Here is a 13,779-nt window from a genome sequence, read left to right on the forward strand (position 1 = left end):
CCGGGGTAACGTGGTCCCACGTCGACCTTCCCACGCCACGGACAGGAGCGGGCCATGAGCATTGCGCCGACGCATGACCATGGCGGATTCGGCCCGTACACGATCGAGGACCTGCACGCTCGCGAAGACGACGGCAAGGGCCTGGAGCTCGAGGACGGGTGGCTGATCGAATGGTCTCCGAGCGCGGCGCACAACTGGGCGGCCGAGCGGCTGCGCCGCCGCCTCGAGCACGCCGCCGAGGAGGCGGGCGCCGCCGTCTTCATCGCGGGCGGTGGTGAATGGGAGATCAGCACCCCGGCGGGGATTCGTAAGCCGGACGTCTTCCTGGTTCCGTCCGAAGTGGCACGGGCGTCGATCGTGGACCGCAGTCCGATCACCATTCCGGGCGGTGAGGTCCTGCTGGCGGTGGAGGTGATCTCCCCGGGGAGCGGCAGTGAGCGCAGCGATCGGGTGCGCAAGCTGCGGGAGTACGCGGGGCTCGGCATACCCCAGTACTGGCTGGCCGAGTTCACCCCGCGCCCCCGTGTCCAGGTCATGGTCCTGGACGATGACGCCGCCGCCTACCGGGCCGATGCCCTGGTGGCGGAGGGCGAGACGCTGGACGTCACCGTCCAGGCGGACAAGCCGCTTCGGGTCCGGTTCGATCCGCGCCTCATGATCGAGTTCTGAGGGCGGTCAGGCGTCGGTGCCGGCGGATTCGCGGAGGCGGGCGAATTCGGCGGCGATGCGGTCGAGGGGCCAGCTCGCGTTCAGGCCGCTGGGGTTCGGCAGGACCCAGAGGCGGGCCGGGCCGAACGTCTCGTCCTGCGGGCCGATCCGCGTGCGGGGCTTGCCGAACGCGGTGCGGTACGCGGTGACGCCCGCGACGGCCAGGTAGGCGGGGCGGTGGCGGTCGACCAGGTCCCGGAGGCGGCGGCCGCCCTCGCGCAGTTCTTCGGCGGTGAGCTCGTCGGCGCGGGCCGTGGTGCGGTGGGCGAGGTTGGTGATGCCGAGGCCGTACGAGGGCAGCAGGTCCTGCTCGGCGGGCGAGAGCAGCCGGTCGGTGAAGCCCGAGCGGTGCAGGGCGGGCCAGAAGCGGTTGCCGGGGCGGGCGAAGTGCAGGCCGGTCGCGCCCGAGTACAGGCCGGGGTTGATGCCGGAGAACAGCACCCGCAGGGGCGCGCCGCCGGCGGGCAGGACGTCGGGGACGAGGCGATCGCGGGCGGCCTCCAGATCGGCCTTGGTAGGGCGCATCAGACCAGGCTACGCACGATCAGGGTGACGGCGGACGCGGCCACCACGACCAGGATGGCGGTGCGCATGCGGCCGTCGTCGACGTACCTGCGCACCGGGCCCGCCAGGAGGAAGCCCGCCAGGACGGGCGGGGTCAGCGCCAGCCCGGCGGTCACCTGCTCGGCCGGGAGCTGGCCGGCGGCGGCGAGGGTCAGCAGGGAGATCAGCGCGCCGCCGGTGAAGAAGACCGCGAGGGTGGCCCGGACGCGGGGGCCGCTCTCGTGCTGGTAGAGGAGCGCGATGGGCGGCCCGCCGATCGCGGAGGCGGTGCCGGTGGCGCCCGCGACCAGGCCGGCGGTCGCGAGCGTGCCCGGGTTGCGGGGGACGCGGCCGTGCCAGAGCCCGGCGCCCAGCGCGGCCAGCACCATCGCGCCGATGAACACGCCGAGGGTGCGGACCGGGACGGCCGCGACCACCCAGACGCCGAGCGGGGTGCCCGCCAGCCGCCCGCCGAAGGCCCAGCCGAGCCCCTTCAGATCGGCGTGCCGGACCTCCTGCGCGAGCGTGGCCAGCGGCAGGACGGTCGCGGCGACGAGGATGGAGCCGGGCATCAGCGACGGGAACAGCATCGTGACGATGGGCGTCGCGACCAGCCCCACGCCGAGCCCCACACTGCTCTGCACGATCGCGCCGACGAGCGCGGCGAGGCCGCCGATGACGAGGAAGTCGAGTCCAGGCACGTGCTGGAACGTTACATCCCGACATTCCCGATCGTTCATGCGGAGGCTGCGGTGAGCCTCTCGTCCTCCTCCGCGGTCAGCTCCAGCTCGGCGATCGCCATCAGGGCGGGCAGCTGCTGGACGGTACGGGCGCTGGCGATCGGCGCGGCCACGGTGGGCCGGGCGCGCAGCCAGGCCAGCGCCACGGTGGCGACCGACACGCCGCGCTCCCTGGCGATCCCGTCCAGCGCCGCCAGCACCCGGGGGCCGCGGTCGGACTTCAGGTACGCGCCCGCCTTCCCGGCCCGCGCGCTCTCGACCGTGCTCCCGGGCCGGTACTTGCCGGTCAGGAAGCCCGAGGCCAGCGCGTAGTACGGGACGGCCGCGAGCCCGTTCCGCTCGGCGATCCGCATCGGCTCGCCCTCGTAGGTGTCGCGCGAGACGAGGTTGTACTGCGGCTGGACGGCCACGAACTTCGCCAGCCCCTCCCGGTCGCTGACGGCCAGCTGCTCCTCCAGCCGTCCGGGCTCGATGTTGGACGCGGCGATCTCCCGCACCTTGCCCTCGCGGACCAGCTCGTCCAGCGCGCCGACGATCTCCTCGGCGGGCACGCTGGGGTCGTCGTAGTGCGTGTAGTACAGGTCGATGCGGTCGGTGCGCAGGCGGCGCAGCGAGTCCTCCGCCGCGGCCTTGACCGTCTCCCGCCGCAGCCCCTTGTGCGCCGGGTGCGCGCCGCACTTGGTCGCCACCACCATGCGGTCCCGGACGCCGCGGGAGGCGAGCCACTCCCCGATCAGCTCCTCCGACTCCCCGCCGTGGTTGCCGTCGACCCACGCCGAGTACACGTCGGCCGTGTCGACGAAGTTGCCGCCGCCGGCCGCGTAGGCGTCCAGGACGGCGAACGACCCGTCCCGGTCGGCGGTCCACCCGAAGACGTTGCCGCCCAGCGCCAGCGGGAAGACCTCCAGCGCCCCGATCCTGTTCGTGTTGGTCATGTGAGGATCCAATCGCGCCGCCGCCGCGCCCGCGCGGCCGCCCCCTCGCCTTTGACCAGCGCCGGACGCTCCCGATGCGAACGTGTGGAACGCGCCAGGGAAAGCGGAACGGGCCGCCCCCTGAGGGGAGGCGGCCCGCTTCGGGGTCGTGCTTACTTGCGGAGGAGGTTGCGGAGGACGTACTGCATGATGCCTCCGTTGCGGTAGTAGTCCGCCTCTCCCGGGGTGTCGATCCGGACGACGGCGGTGAACTCCTTGCCGTCCGCCTTCACGGTCACCTCGTCGGGGACGCCGCCCTCGTTCAGCTTCGTGACGCCGGTGATGTCGAACGTCTCGGTGCCGGTGAGGCCGAGGGAGTCCGCGGACTCGCCGTCCTTGAACTGGAGCGGGAGGACGCCCATGCCGATGAGGTTGGAGCGGTGGATCCGCTCGTACGACTCGGCGATGACGGCGCGGACGCCGAGCAGCGCGGTGCCCTTGGCGGCCCAGTCGCGGGAGGAGCCGGAGCCGTACTCCTTGCCCGCGATGACGACCAGCGGGATGCCCTGCGCGGCGTAGTTCTGCGCGGCGTCGTAGATGAACGACTGGGGCGCGCCCTCCTGGGTGAAGTCGCGGGTGTAGCCGCCCTCGACGCCGTCCAGGAGCTGGTTGCGCAGCCGGATGTTGGCGAACGTGCCGCGGATCATGACCTCGTGGTTGCCGCGGCGGGAGCCGTAGGAGTTGAAGTCCTTGGCGGTGACGCCGTTGTCCTGGAGGTACTGCGCGGCCGGGGTGCCGACCTTGATGGCGCCGGCCGGGGAGATGTGGTCGGTGGTGACCGAGTCGCCCAGGCGGGCCAGCACGCGGGCGCCGTGGACGTCGGCGACCGGGGCGGGCTCCATGCCCATGCCGTCGAAGTACGGGGCCTTGCGGACGTAGGTGGAGTTCGGGTCCCACTCGAAGGTGTCGCCGGTCGGGATCGCCAGCTCCTGCCAGCGGGAGTCGCCCTTGAACACGTCGGCGTAGTCCTGGAGGAACATCTCCTGGCCGATCGAGCCCTCGACGATCTCCTTGATCTCCTCGGTGGACGGCCAGAGGTCGCTGAGGTAGACCGGGGAGCCGTCGGCGCCCTCGCCGATCGGGTCGTTCAGGATGTCGACGTCCATCGTGCCCGCGAGCGCGTAGGCGACCACCAGCGGCGGCGAGGCCAGGTAGTTCATCTTCACGTCGGGGTTGATGCGGCCCTCGAAGTTGCGGTTGCCCGACAGGACCGAGGTGACCGCGAGGTCGGCGTCGTTGATCGCCTTGGAGATCTCCTCCTGCAGCGGGCCGGAGTTGCCGATGCAGGTGGTGCAGCCGTACCCGACCAGGTTGTAGCCGATCTTGTCGAGGTACGGGGCCAGCCCGGAGCGCTCGAGGTAGCCGGTGACGACCTGGGAGCCGGGGGCGAGGGAGGTCTTGACCCACGGCTTGCGGGTCAGGCCCTTCTCGACCGCCTTCTTGGCCAGCAGGCCGGCGCCGACCATGACGTACGGGTTGGACGTGTTGGTGCACGAGGTGATCGCGGCGATCACCACGGCGCCGTGGTCGATCTCGAACGTCGTGCCGTCGGCCAGGGTGACCGGGGTGGGGTCGTGCGGCCGGCCGCCGCCGTTGGCGCCGTGCTCGCGCGGCTTGTCGCCGTTGCCGTCGTGCGAGACCGCCGGCGAGTCCGAGGCCGGGAACGACTCGGACGACGCCTCGTCGACCGGGCCCTTGATGCCGTCGCCGGCGACGTAGTTGCGGACGTCGCGGCGCCAGGTCTGCTTGGCCTCCGACACCGAGATGCGGTCCTGCGGGCGCTTGGGGCCGGCGATGGACGGCACGACGGTGTTGAGGTCGAGCTCCAGGTACTCGGAGAACTCCGGCTCGACCGACGGGTCGAGCCACATGCCCTGCTCCTTGGCGTACGCCTCGGCCAGCGCGATCTGCTCCTCGCTGCGGCCGGTCAGGCGCAGGTACGACAGGGTCTCGCCGTCGATCGGGAAGATCGCGCAGGTGGAGCCGAACTCGGGGCTCATGTTGCCGATGGTGGCGCGGTCGGCGACCGGCAGCGCGGCGACGCCCTCGCCGTAGAACTCCACGAACTTGCCGACGACGCCGTGCTCGCGCAGCATCTCGGTGATGGTGAGCACCAGGTCGGTGGCGGTGGTGCCGGCGGGCAGCTTGCCGGTCAGCTTGAAGCCGACGACCCGCGGGATGAGCATCGAGATCGGCTGGCCGAGCATCGCGGCCTCGGCCTCGATGCCGCCGACGCCCCAGCCGAGGACGCCGATGCCGTTCTCCATCGTGGTGTGCGAGTCGGTGCCGACGCAGGTGTCGGGGTAGGCGACGCCGTCGCGGTCGAAGACCACGCGGGCCAGGTGCTCGATGTTGACCTGGTGGACGATGCCGGTGCCGGGCGGGACGACCTTGAACTCGTCGAACGCGGTCTGGCCCCAGCGCAGGAACTGGTAGCGCTCGCCGTTGCGCTCGTACTCGCGCTGCACGTTGCGCTCGAACGCGTCGGGCGAGCCGAAGTAGTCGACGATGACGGAGTGGTCGATGACCATCTCGGCCGGCGCGAGCGGGTTGATCTTGGACGCGTCGCCGCCGAGGTCGCGTACGGCCTCGCGCATGGTGGCCAGGTCGACCACGCACGGCACGCCGGTGAAGTCCTGCATGATCACCCGGGCGGGGGTGAACTGGATCTCCTTGCTGGGCTGCGCCTGGGAGTCCCAGCCGGCCAGCGCGCGGATGTGGTCGGCGGTGACGTTGGCGCCGTCCTCGGTGCGCAGGAGGTTCTCCAGCAGCACCTTGAGGCTGTACGGCAGCCGGGCCGAGCCCTCCACGGCGTCCAGCCGGTAGATCTCGTACGACTTCTCGCCCACCTGCAGCGTGTTACGGCTGCCGAAGCTGTTCGCGGACACGGACTCCTCCTCCGTCACCGTCGCGCGTCCGGTCCGGGACGTGATGCGCGCGACGCTTGCGTCATATGTTTGATACGGCCCACCGGGCCGTCCCCGCTCGGCGGGCCGCAGCGGCGGGCCCGGGCGGGCGGAACGTACCTTGAATCCTGCCCTAACGGTCGTCCTGCTCGGGATCCGGGGCCGCCTAACTTCGCCACCTTTTCTCTTGACGTCAAGCTATCCCCGATTTATCTCGACATCAAGTTACCTTCGGGTAGCCCGGTGGCTCGCCGCCGCGGCCGGAACGATCACCGGTCTCGCCAGGCTGGGCGGGTGGACCGCGTGATCGTCACCGGCGGGCCTCCCTCCCCTCGCCCGAACTCCTCTGACCCGGCACCACCGCCGCTTCCCGGCCGTTGGCCGGATATGGGAACCCCCTGGCCCGGTCACGCGTTTCCGATATATCGTTGTCGTATCGCGAGAGATCAACGAACGATCTTGGAAGGCGGTGGAGAACATGGGGACGACGCATGGCCACGGGGGTGACCTGCGCTGGGCCTTCGCCGCGGCCGCGCTGGGGGCCAAGGCCGCCCACCTGGCGGCGCACCGGGCCCGCGAGCACGGGCACGGGCCCAGGTTCGAGGGCGGCTGCGGGCCGCGCGCGCACGCCGGCGGCGGGCCGCAGTTCGCGTGGATGTTCGGCGGCGGGCCCGGGCCGTGGGGGCCGGGCGGCCCGCCGTGGGGCCGCGGGCCCTGGGGGCGCGGGCCGGGCGGCCGCGGGCCGCGGGCGCGCAAGGGGAACGTGCGCGCCGCGATCCTCGCGCTGCTGGCCGAGGAGCCGCGCAACGGCTACCAGATCATCCAGGAGATCAACGAGCGCAGCGGCGGGGGCTGGAAGCCGAGCCCCGGCGCCGTCTACCCGGCACTCCAGCAGCTCGCCGACGAGGGGCTGATCCGCGGCGAGGAGGGCGAGGGCCGCCGGACGTTCCACCTCACCGACGCGGGCCGCGCGTACGTCGGCGAGCACGCCGAGGAGCTGGCCGAGCCCTGGGCGGAGATGGCGCCCGACTTCGGCGAGGGCGTGCCCGACCTGTTCAAGCAGGTGGCGCAGACCGGCGCGGCGGTCATGCAGATCGTCCACTCCGGCTCGCCGCGGCAGGTCGACCGGGCCAAAGAGGTGATCGCCGAGACCCGGCGGCGGCTCTACCTGATCCTGGCCGACGACGACCCGGGCCCGGACGCGGCCGGCGCCGCCGAGGAGTGAACGTGACCCGCACCGACGAGATGCGCGTCGGCGACGCCGAGCGCGACGCCGTCACCACCGCCCTGCACGAGCACTTCGCGGCGGGCCGGCTCGACCGCGAGGAGCTCGACGAGCGGCTCGGCACCACGCTGGCCGCCAAGACGCAGGGCGACCTGAAGGCGATCGTCCGGGACCTGCCGGGCCCCAGCGGCCTGCCGGAGCCCGCCCGGACGCCGGTGCCCGGCCACTGGGCGTACGCCCACGGCCACCACCTACGGCACCACCGCCACGGGCACCACCACCGCTTCCCGGCGTTCCCGCTCATGATCGGGCTGTTCGCCTTCCTGGCGGTCGCGGCCGGGCCCGCGACCGCGATGCTGGCGGTGCTCCAGTTCGCGGTGCTGGTGTGGATCGTCCGCGCGGTGCTGTTCGCCGTGCGGGCGGGGCGCCCGCGTCCCCGCTGAGGAGGGTGGACCGGACCCGGCCGGGGTGAGATCGTCGCAGCATGAACCCCGAGCGGTTCCTGCATCCGGTCTCGCCCGTGGCCGGGCCCGACGAGGCGGCGCTGCGCGCCACCGTCGAGCGGCTCGCGGCCGTCGAGCGGCCGCCGTGCTCGCCCGGCGAGCGCGAGGCCGCCCACCTGATCGCGGACCGGCTGCGCGCGGCGGGCGCGGCGGCCGAGGTCGAGGAGGTGCCGGCGTACGGGTCGTACGCCCGGCCGGTGGGCGCGCTGGCCGGGCTGGCGGCGCTGGCCGGCGCCGCGGGCGGGCGGCTGCGGCCGCTCGGCGCCCTGGGCGGCGCGCTGGCCGCGGCCGGGATCGCCGACGAGATCTCGTTCGGCCACCGGTACGGCCGCCAGTACGCCCGCTCGGTGCTGAGCGTGCGCCGCACGGCCTGCAACGTCGTGGCCGGGCTCGGCGCCCCGGACGCGCCGCGCACGCTGGTCGTCATGGCGCACCACGACGCCGCCCCGGCCGGCCGGGGCCTCGGCCGGCGGGCGGCGCGGCGCCTGGCCCGCCGCTTCCCCTACCTGGTGGAGCCGCTGTCCGAGACGCCGGCCGCGTGGTGGCCCGTGTGGTGGCCGGTGGTGGCGGGACCGCTGTGCGTCGCCGCGGGAAGCGCGGCCGGCCTGTCCTGGCTGCGCCGCGCCGGTACGGTCCTCAGCGCGCTGAGCGCCGCGGCGATGGCCGACAGGGCCCGCCGCCGCGCCGTCCCCGGCGCCAACGGCGGCCTGAGCGGCGTCTCGGTCCTGGTCGCGCTGGCCGAGTCGCTGGAACGCCGGCCCTTGCCGGGCCTGCGCGTCCTCCTCGTCTCGGCGGGCGCGGAGGAGGCCCTCCAGGAGGGCGCCCGCGGCTTCGCCCACCGCCACTTCCACGACCTGCCGACGAACAGCACCTGGTTCCTCCACCTGGGCGCGGTCGGCTCCGGCGACCTCGTGCTGCCGGACGCGGAGGGCCCGTTCCGCACCGAACGGTACGACGCGGGCTTCGGCGACCTGGTCGCGCGCTGCGCGCTGGAGCAGGACATCGCCGTCGACCGCGGCCTGCGCGCCCGCGCGCCGAGCGACGCGATCGTCCCGCACCGGCACGGCTACCGCACCGCCCGCCTGGTCTCCCTCGACGGCGACCGGCTGGTGCCCCACCACCGCCTGCCGTCCGACCTGCCCGAGCACGTCGACTACCGCTGCGTGGCCGACGCCGCCCGGCTCACCGAGGCGGTCGCCCGCGCCCTCGCCGCCCACTGACCCGCGGCGCCGCGGCGGCCCGCCGCGCCACGGACGTCAGGGGGCGCCGCGCAGGGCGGCGGCCTTCGCGGCGAGGGCCTCGATCCGGGGCCAGTCGCCGTCCCGTACGGCGTCGGACGGGGTGAGCCAGGTGCCGCCCACGCACGCGACGTTCGGCAGGGCCAGGTAGCGGGGGGCGTTGTCCTGGGTGACGCCGCCGGTGGGGCAGAAGCGGATCCGCGGCAGCGGGCCGCCGAGCGCCTTCAGGTGGTCGGGGCCGCCGGCCGGGCCCGCCGGGAAGAACTTCATCGCGGTGACGCCGTGCTCCAGCAGGGCCATGGCCTCGGAGGCGCTGGAGACGCCGGGCAGGAACGGGACCCCGGACGCGGTCATGGCGTCGAGGAGGCCGGGGGTGCATCCCGGGCTGACCAGGAACCGCGCCCCGGCGGCGGCGGAGCGGCGGGCGTCCTCGGGGTGCACGACCGTGCCCGCGCCGACGACGGCGTCCGGCACTTCGGACGCGATCCGCTCGATGGACTCCAGCGCGGTCGCGGTGCGGAGCGTGACCTCGATGACCGGCAGGCCCCCGGCCACCAGCGCCCGCGCCAGCGGTACGGCGGCGTCCGGGTCGTCCAGGACCACGACCGGGACGACGGGGGCGAGGTCCAGGAGCTCGTCGGCTTTCATGCGTGCCTCATGTTCTGTTCGAGTCGGGCGGCGGCGCCGGTCAGCGCCGGGTACGGGTGGACGATCAGGGCGGTGGGGATGGCCCGCAGGTAGTCCTCGACCGGGGGCTTGTCCTCGAAGCGGCGGCGGAAGTCGCTGCTCCGCAGCGCGTCGGTGATGCGCGGGAGGATGCCGCCGCCGAGGAAGACGCCGCCGCGCGCGCCCAGCGTGAGCGCCACGTTCCCGGCGAACGCCCCCAGGAACCCGCAGAACGCCCGCACCGTCTCGGCCGACAGCGGGTCGGCCATGCGGCAGATCTCGGCGGCCGTCAGCGGTTCCGCCCGGACGCCGGTCAGGTCGGCGAGCAGCCCGCGCAGGCGCACGAGGCCGTCCCCCGACAGGAGGTGCTCGGCGCTGCGGCCGCCGCCGGCGTGCAGGAGCCGGAGCAGCTCGGTCTCGCGGTCGGTGCCGGCCGGCAGGTCGGCGTGCCCGCCCTCGGCGGCCAGCGGCAGCCAGTCCCCGGCGGCGGGGACGAGCCCGCCCACGCCCAGGCCGGTGCCGGGGCCCAGCACCGCCAGCGGCGCCGTCCCGTCCGCCGCGGGCAGGGCGTCCCCGCCGACCGGGCACAGGTCGCCGGGGCCCAGGCGCGGCAGCGACAGGGCCAGCGCCTCGAAGTCGTTCAGGATCTCCAGCCGGGGCACCCCGAGCCGCTCGCGCACCGCCTCGGCCGTTCCGGGCGCCCAGCCCGCGTTCGTGAGGTGGTACGTCCGGGCGGAGACGGGTCCGGCGACCGCGAGGCAGGCCGCGCCCGGCCGCACGCCGGCCTCGTCCAGGTAGGCCGCGGCGGCCTCGCCCAGGTCCGCGTGGTCGCGGGTGGGCAGCGCGCGCACGTGCTCGGGCCCCTCACCCGGCCCCTCGATCAGGGCGAACCGGGCGTTGGTGCCGCCCACATCGGCGACCAGCCAGGGAAGACTCACCGCGAAACCCCCTCACAGGGCCCGGCCGGCCGCACGCCGGCGTTCATGGAATCACTCCCCGCCACGTTGGCCCGCACGCCGGGAAGAGTCCAGCCGGACGCGGCCGGACCGGCCGGATCAGGAGAAGACACCGGCGCCCCGCTCGGCGGGTCCCACGGCGCCGCGGAACGCCGCGAACAGCTCGCGGCCGGTGCCCGGCTCGGCGGGCGGCGCGGGGGCGGGGACGCGGGCGGCGAACTCCTCGTCCGGGACGAGGATCTCCAGGACGCCCTTGCCCGCGTCGAGCCGGATCGGGTCGCCGTCCCGGACCCGGGCCAGCGGGCCGCCGGCGGCGGCCTCGGGCGAGGCGTGGATGGCGGCGGGCACCGCGCCGGAGGCGCCGGACATCCGGCCGTCGGTGACCAGCGCGACGCGGTGGCCGCGGTCCTGGAGGACCGACAGCGGCGGGGTGAGCTTGTGCAGCTCGGGCATGCCGTTGGCCTGCGGGCCCTGGAAGCGGACCACGGCGACGAGGTCGCCGTCCAGCTCGCCGGCGGCGAACGCCTCCTGCAGCTCGTGCTGGGAGTCGAAGACGCGGGCCGGGGCCTCGATCGTGCGGTGCTCCTCCCGGACGGCCGACACCTTGACCACGGCGCGGCCCAGGTTCCCGTGCACGGTGTGCAGGCCGCCCTGGGCCTCGAACGGGTCCCGGACGGGCCGCAGGACGGCGGTGTCGCCCGACTCGGCGGGCGCGGGCCGCCAGGTGAGCCCCGCCTCGCTGAGCACGGGGGTCTCGCGGTACGCGGCGAGCGTGCCGCCGGTGGCGGTGCGGGCGTCCTCGTGCAGGAGCCCGGCGTCCAGCAGCTCGCCGATGAGGAACGCGGTGCCGCCCGCGGCGTGGAAGTGGTTCACGTCGGCGGAGCCGTTGGGGTAGAGCCGGGTCAGCAGCGGCGTGACCGAGGAGAGCTCGTCGAAGTCGTCCCAGGTCAGCTCGATGCCGGCGGCGGCCGCCATCGCGACCAGGTGGAGGGTGTGGTTGGTGGAGCCGCCGGTGGCGAGCAGCGCGACGACGCCGTTCACGAAGGCGCGCTCGTCGAGCACCTCGCCGACCGGGGTGGTCAGGGTGAGGACGCGCCGGGCGGCCTCCTCGGTGAGCGCGGTGCGCAGCTCGGTGCCCGGCGGGACGAAGCTGGCGCCCGGCAGGTGGAGGCCCATGACCTCCATCAGCATCTGGTTGGAGTTGGCCGTCCCGTAGAACGTGCAGGTGCCGGGCGAGTGGTACGAGGCGGACTCGGCGGCCAGCAGCTCGTCGCGGCCGATCTCGCCCGCGGCGTACCGCTTGCGGACCCTGGCCTTCTCGTCGTTCGGCAGGCCGGAGGGCATCGGCCCGGCGGGGACCAGGAGGGTCGGCAGGTGGCCGAAGGAGAGCGCGCCGATCACCAGCCCGGGAACGATCTTGTCGCAGACGCCGAGCATCAGCGCGCCGTCGAACATGTCGTGGGACAGGGCGATGGCCGTCGACATGGCGACGACGTCCCGGCTGAACAGCGACAGCTCCATGCCCGCGCGGCCCTGCGTGATGCCGTCGCACATGGCGGGCACGCCGCCGGCGAACTGGGCGGTGCCGCCCGCCGCGCGGATCGCGGCCTTGAGGAGGTCCGGGTAGTCCTTGAGCGGCTGGTGCGCGGAGAGCATGTCGTTGTACGCCGACACGATCGCGATGTTCTTCGCCGTGGCGCCCCTGAGCTGGAGCTTCTCGGCGGGGCCGCAGGCGGCGAAGCCGTGCGCGAGGTTGGCGCAGCCCAGCGCGGTGCGCGCGGGCCCGGCCGACGCGGCCTCCGCGATCCTGCGCAGGTACGCGGCGCGGCGGGCGGCGCCGCGCTCGGCGACCCGCTCGGTGACCCGCGCGACCACGGGATGGGGGGACCCGGCCATGGACGCTCCTCCACTCTTCAGGTAACAACTGCGCACTACTTAAGCATGAATAATTACATAAGTCCCGTATCTTGTGGCACTTCGGCTGCCATGCTTCACTGGCCGGATGACCAGACGGCCCTCATCGAGCGGTGACGTGCTCAAGCTGATCCGCGAGGGCGCCAGCACCCGGGCCGAGCTGGGCCGGGTCACCGGGCTGTCCCGGCCCGCCGTGGCGCTGCGGGTGTCGGAGCTGGCGGCGCACGGCCTGGTGACCGAGCGCCTCGACGGCCCGTCCACCGGCGGCCGGCCGCCCGCGCGGCTGTCGTTCAACGCCGCCGGCGGCGCGATCCTCGTCGCCAACCTCGGCCGGTCCCGCGGCCAGGCCGCCGTCTGCGACCTCGCCGGGACCGTCCTCGCGCAGGACCACGTCACCCCCGGGCTCGACGCGCTGCTCGACGGCTGGGACGCCCTGCTCGACGGGCTCGGCCGGCCGCCCGTCCGGGGCGCCGGCATCGGCGTCCCCGACCCCGTCGAGGCCGGCCGCGAGGAGTGGGACGGCGTGCCGGTCGGGCCGCCGATCGCCGCGCGGTTCGGCGTACCGGCGTTCCTGGAGAACGACGTCAACATCGCCGCCCTCGGCGAGTACGAGTCCCGGTTCCGCCGGGAGGTCGGCGACCTGCTGTTCGTCAAGCTCTCCACCGGCATCGGCGCCGGCCTGATCATGGGCGGCGGGATCCGCCGCGGCGCGCTGGGCGCCGCCGGCGAGATCGCCCACATCCCCGTCTCCGCCGGCGGCGGCGTCACCTGCCGCTGCGGGAACCGCGACTGCGTCGAGGCGGTCGCCGGCGGCGCCGCGCTGCTGGCCCGCTCCCCCGCCGCCGACCTCGCCGAGCTGACCGCGCTGGCCCGGGCGGGCGACCCGGCGACCGTCGCCCTCTTCCGGGAGGCCGGCCGCCGCATCGGCGAGGTGATCGCCGCGGCCGTCAACCTGCTCAACCCGGCGGTCGTGCTGCTCGGCGGCGACCTCACCGCCGCGTACGAGCCGCTGGTGGCGGGCGTGCGGGAGGTCGTCTACCGGCGCGGCACCGCCCTGGCCACCCGCGGGCTGCGGATCGAGCCGAGCCGGCTCGGCGACGCGGCCGGCCTGGCCGGATGCGCGGCGCTCGTCCTGGACCACGTCCTCGCCCCCGAGGCGGTCGACGCGGCCCTCTCCCGCGCGCCGGCGGCCGGGACGGCCTGACCCGTACCTCACGGCGCCCTCCGGCGGACGTGACCGAGGATCTCGCCGTCCACCGGCCCGCCGGCCCGGCCCCGCCCCAGGAGTTCCTTGAGCCGATCATGCGGGAGGTCGGCCGGCGGGCGCGACCACGCTGCCGGTCGAGGACCGGTTGCCTGAACGGGCGATTCCCCTCGAAAGGCACAATGGCGCCACACTAAGCTGA

General features: G+C 74.6%; 12 protein-coding genes. 5 read left to right on the top strand and 7 right to left on the bottom strand.

Translation table 11 applies throughout. The features are described 5' to 3' along the window. Positions 1 to 54 precede the first annotated feature (54 nt). Positions 55 to 669 (top strand): Uma2 family endonuclease, encoded by a 615-nt coding sequence (locus ACA361_RS11315; protein WP_375011807.1) that lies wholly within the window; start codon positions 55 to 57, stop codon positions 667 to 669. Positions 670 to 675: 6 nt separating this feature from the next. Here the strand turns inward: ACA361_RS11315 and mug are convergent, their stop codons facing one another. The 4 genes from mug to ACA361_RS11335 all read right to left on the bottom strand — a co-directional run bounded on the left by mug (position 676) and on the right by ACA361_RS11335 (position 5,853). Then, entirely contained in the window at positions 676 to 1,233 is a 558-nt protein-coding gene (gene mug, locus ACA361_RS11320) for a G/U mismatch-specific DNA glycosylase (protein ID WP_375011808.1), read from the bottom strand. Then, positions 1,233 to 1,952, bottom strand: coding sequence for a sulfite exporter TauE/SafE family protein (locus ACA361_RS11325; RefSeq protein WP_375011809.1), 720 nt, complete (start codon positions 1,950 to 1,952; stop codon positions 1,233 to 1,235). Before ACA361_RS11325 ends, mug begins: the two co-directional genes overlap by 1 nt. Positions 1,953 to 1,987: 35 nt before the next feature. Next, positions 1,988 to 2,926 (bottom strand): aldo/keto reductase, encoded by a 939-nt coding sequence (locus ACA361_RS11330; RefSeq protein WP_375011810.1) that lies wholly within the window; start codon positions 2,924 to 2,926, stop codon positions 1,988 to 1,990. A 152-nt stretch (positions 2,927 to 3,078) separates the two neighbouring features. Beyond that, positions 3,079 to 5,853, bottom strand: coding sequence for an aconitate hydratase (locus ACA361_RS11335; protein ID WP_375011811.1), 2,775 nt, complete (start codon positions 5,851 to 5,853; stop codon positions 3,079 to 3,081). 496 nt (positions 5,854 to 6,349) lie between these two features. Here ACA361_RS11335 and ACA361_RS11340 point away from each other — a divergent pair, with 496 nt between their 5' ends. From ACA361_RS11340 to ACA361_RS11350, 3 genes are read left to right on the top strand one after another with little or no spacing between them, the layout of a single operon-like run. Further along, complete coding sequence (locus ACA361_RS11340; RefSeq protein WP_375011812.1) at positions 6,350 to 7,096, top strand: PadR family transcriptional regulator; 747 nt, start codon at positions 6,350 to 6,352, stop codon at positions 7,094 to 7,096. 2 nt (positions 7,097 to 7,098) lie between these two features. Then, a complete protein-coding gene (locus ACA361_RS11345) occupies positions 7,099 to 7,539 on the top strand; it encodes a DUF1707 domain-containing protein (protein ID WP_375011813.1) in 441 nt (146 codons plus the stop codon). A 41-nt stretch (positions 7,540 to 7,580) separates the two neighbouring features. Next, a complete protein-coding gene (locus ACA361_RS11350; protein ID WP_375011814.1) occupies positions 7,581 to 8,819 on the top strand; it encodes a peptidase M28 in 1,239 nt (412 codons plus the stop codon). Between the two features lie 36 nt (positions 8,820 to 8,855). Here ACA361_RS11350 and eda read toward each other — a convergent pair whose 3' ends face one another. From eda to edd, 3 genes are all read right to left on the bottom strand, one after another. After that, on the bottom strand, positions 8,856 to 9,485 hold the full coding sequence (eda, locus tag ACA361_RS11355; RefSeq protein ID WP_375011815.1) for a bifunctional 4-hydroxy-2-oxoglutarate aldolase/2-dehydro-3-deoxy-phosphogluconate aldolase: 630 nt from the start codon (positions 9,483 to 9,485) through the stop codon (positions 8,856 to 8,858). Then, positions 9,482 to 10,441 (bottom strand): glucokinase, encoded by a 960-nt coding sequence (locus ACA361_RS11360; protein WP_375011816.1) that lies wholly within the window; start codon positions 10,439 to 10,441, stop codon positions 9,482 to 9,484. The genes eda and ACA361_RS11360 overlap by 4 nt, the downstream gene beginning before the upstream one ends. A gap of 117 nt (positions 10,442 to 10,558) precedes the next feature. Next, positions 10,559 to 12,355 (bottom strand): phosphogluconate dehydratase, encoded by a 1,797-nt coding sequence (gene edd / locus ACA361_RS11365; protein ID WP_375011817.1) that lies wholly within the window; start codon positions 12,353 to 12,355, stop codon positions 10,559 to 10,561. Positions 12,356 to 12,461: 106 nt separating this feature from the next. On the opposite strand from edd, the gene ACA361_RS11370 reads away from it, so the two are divergent. Then, positions 12,462 to 13,577, top strand: coding sequence for an ROK family protein (locus tag ACA361_RS11370; RefSeq protein ID WP_375011818.1), 1,116 nt, complete (start codon positions 12,462 to 12,464; stop codon positions 13,575 to 13,577). Positions 13,578 to 13,779: the final 202 nt, after the last annotated feature.

The sequence above is a fragment of the Actinomadura sp. 21ATH genome, from assembly GCF_041951345.1.
GTDB lineage: Bacteria > Actinomycetota > Actinomycetes > Streptosporangiales > Streptosporangiaceae > Spirillospora.